Below are 256 nucleotides of genomic sequence, written 5' to 3' on the forward strand. Positions count from 1 at the left end.
TGGTTTATACAGTTTAAGAGACGAGGATGTTCCCAAACATTCTTACTTAGTGTCCCGTTCGTCTAGAGGCCTAGGACACCGCCCTTTCACGGCGGTAACAGGGGTTCGACTCCCCTACGGGATACCACTTCCGTTGTGAAGTAAAGGGGTCGTTAGCTCAGTTGGTAGAGCAGTTGACTTTTAATCAATTGGTCGCAGGTTCGAATCCTGCACGACCCACCATTTCTTCCACAAGAAATGTGAAAAAACATGTGGG

The 256-nt window shown here is 48.0% G+C and carries 2 tRNA genes; both read left to right on the top strand.

The features are described from left to right. The first annotated feature begins 51 nt into the window (after positions 1-51). Positions 52-127 (top strand) — tRNA-Glu (locus EXZ60_RS19095). A 19-nt stretch (positions 128-146) separates the two neighbouring features. Next, a tRNA-Lys gene (locus EXZ60_RS19100) sits at positions 147-222 on the top strand. Positions 223-256 lie beyond the last annotated feature (34 nt).

It is taken from the genome of Vibrio sp. 1151_11 (assembly GCF_029478525.1).
Taxonomy (GTDB): domain Bacteria; phylum Pseudomonadota; class Gammaproteobacteria; order Enterobacterales; family Vibrionaceae; genus Vibrio; species Vibrio anguillarum.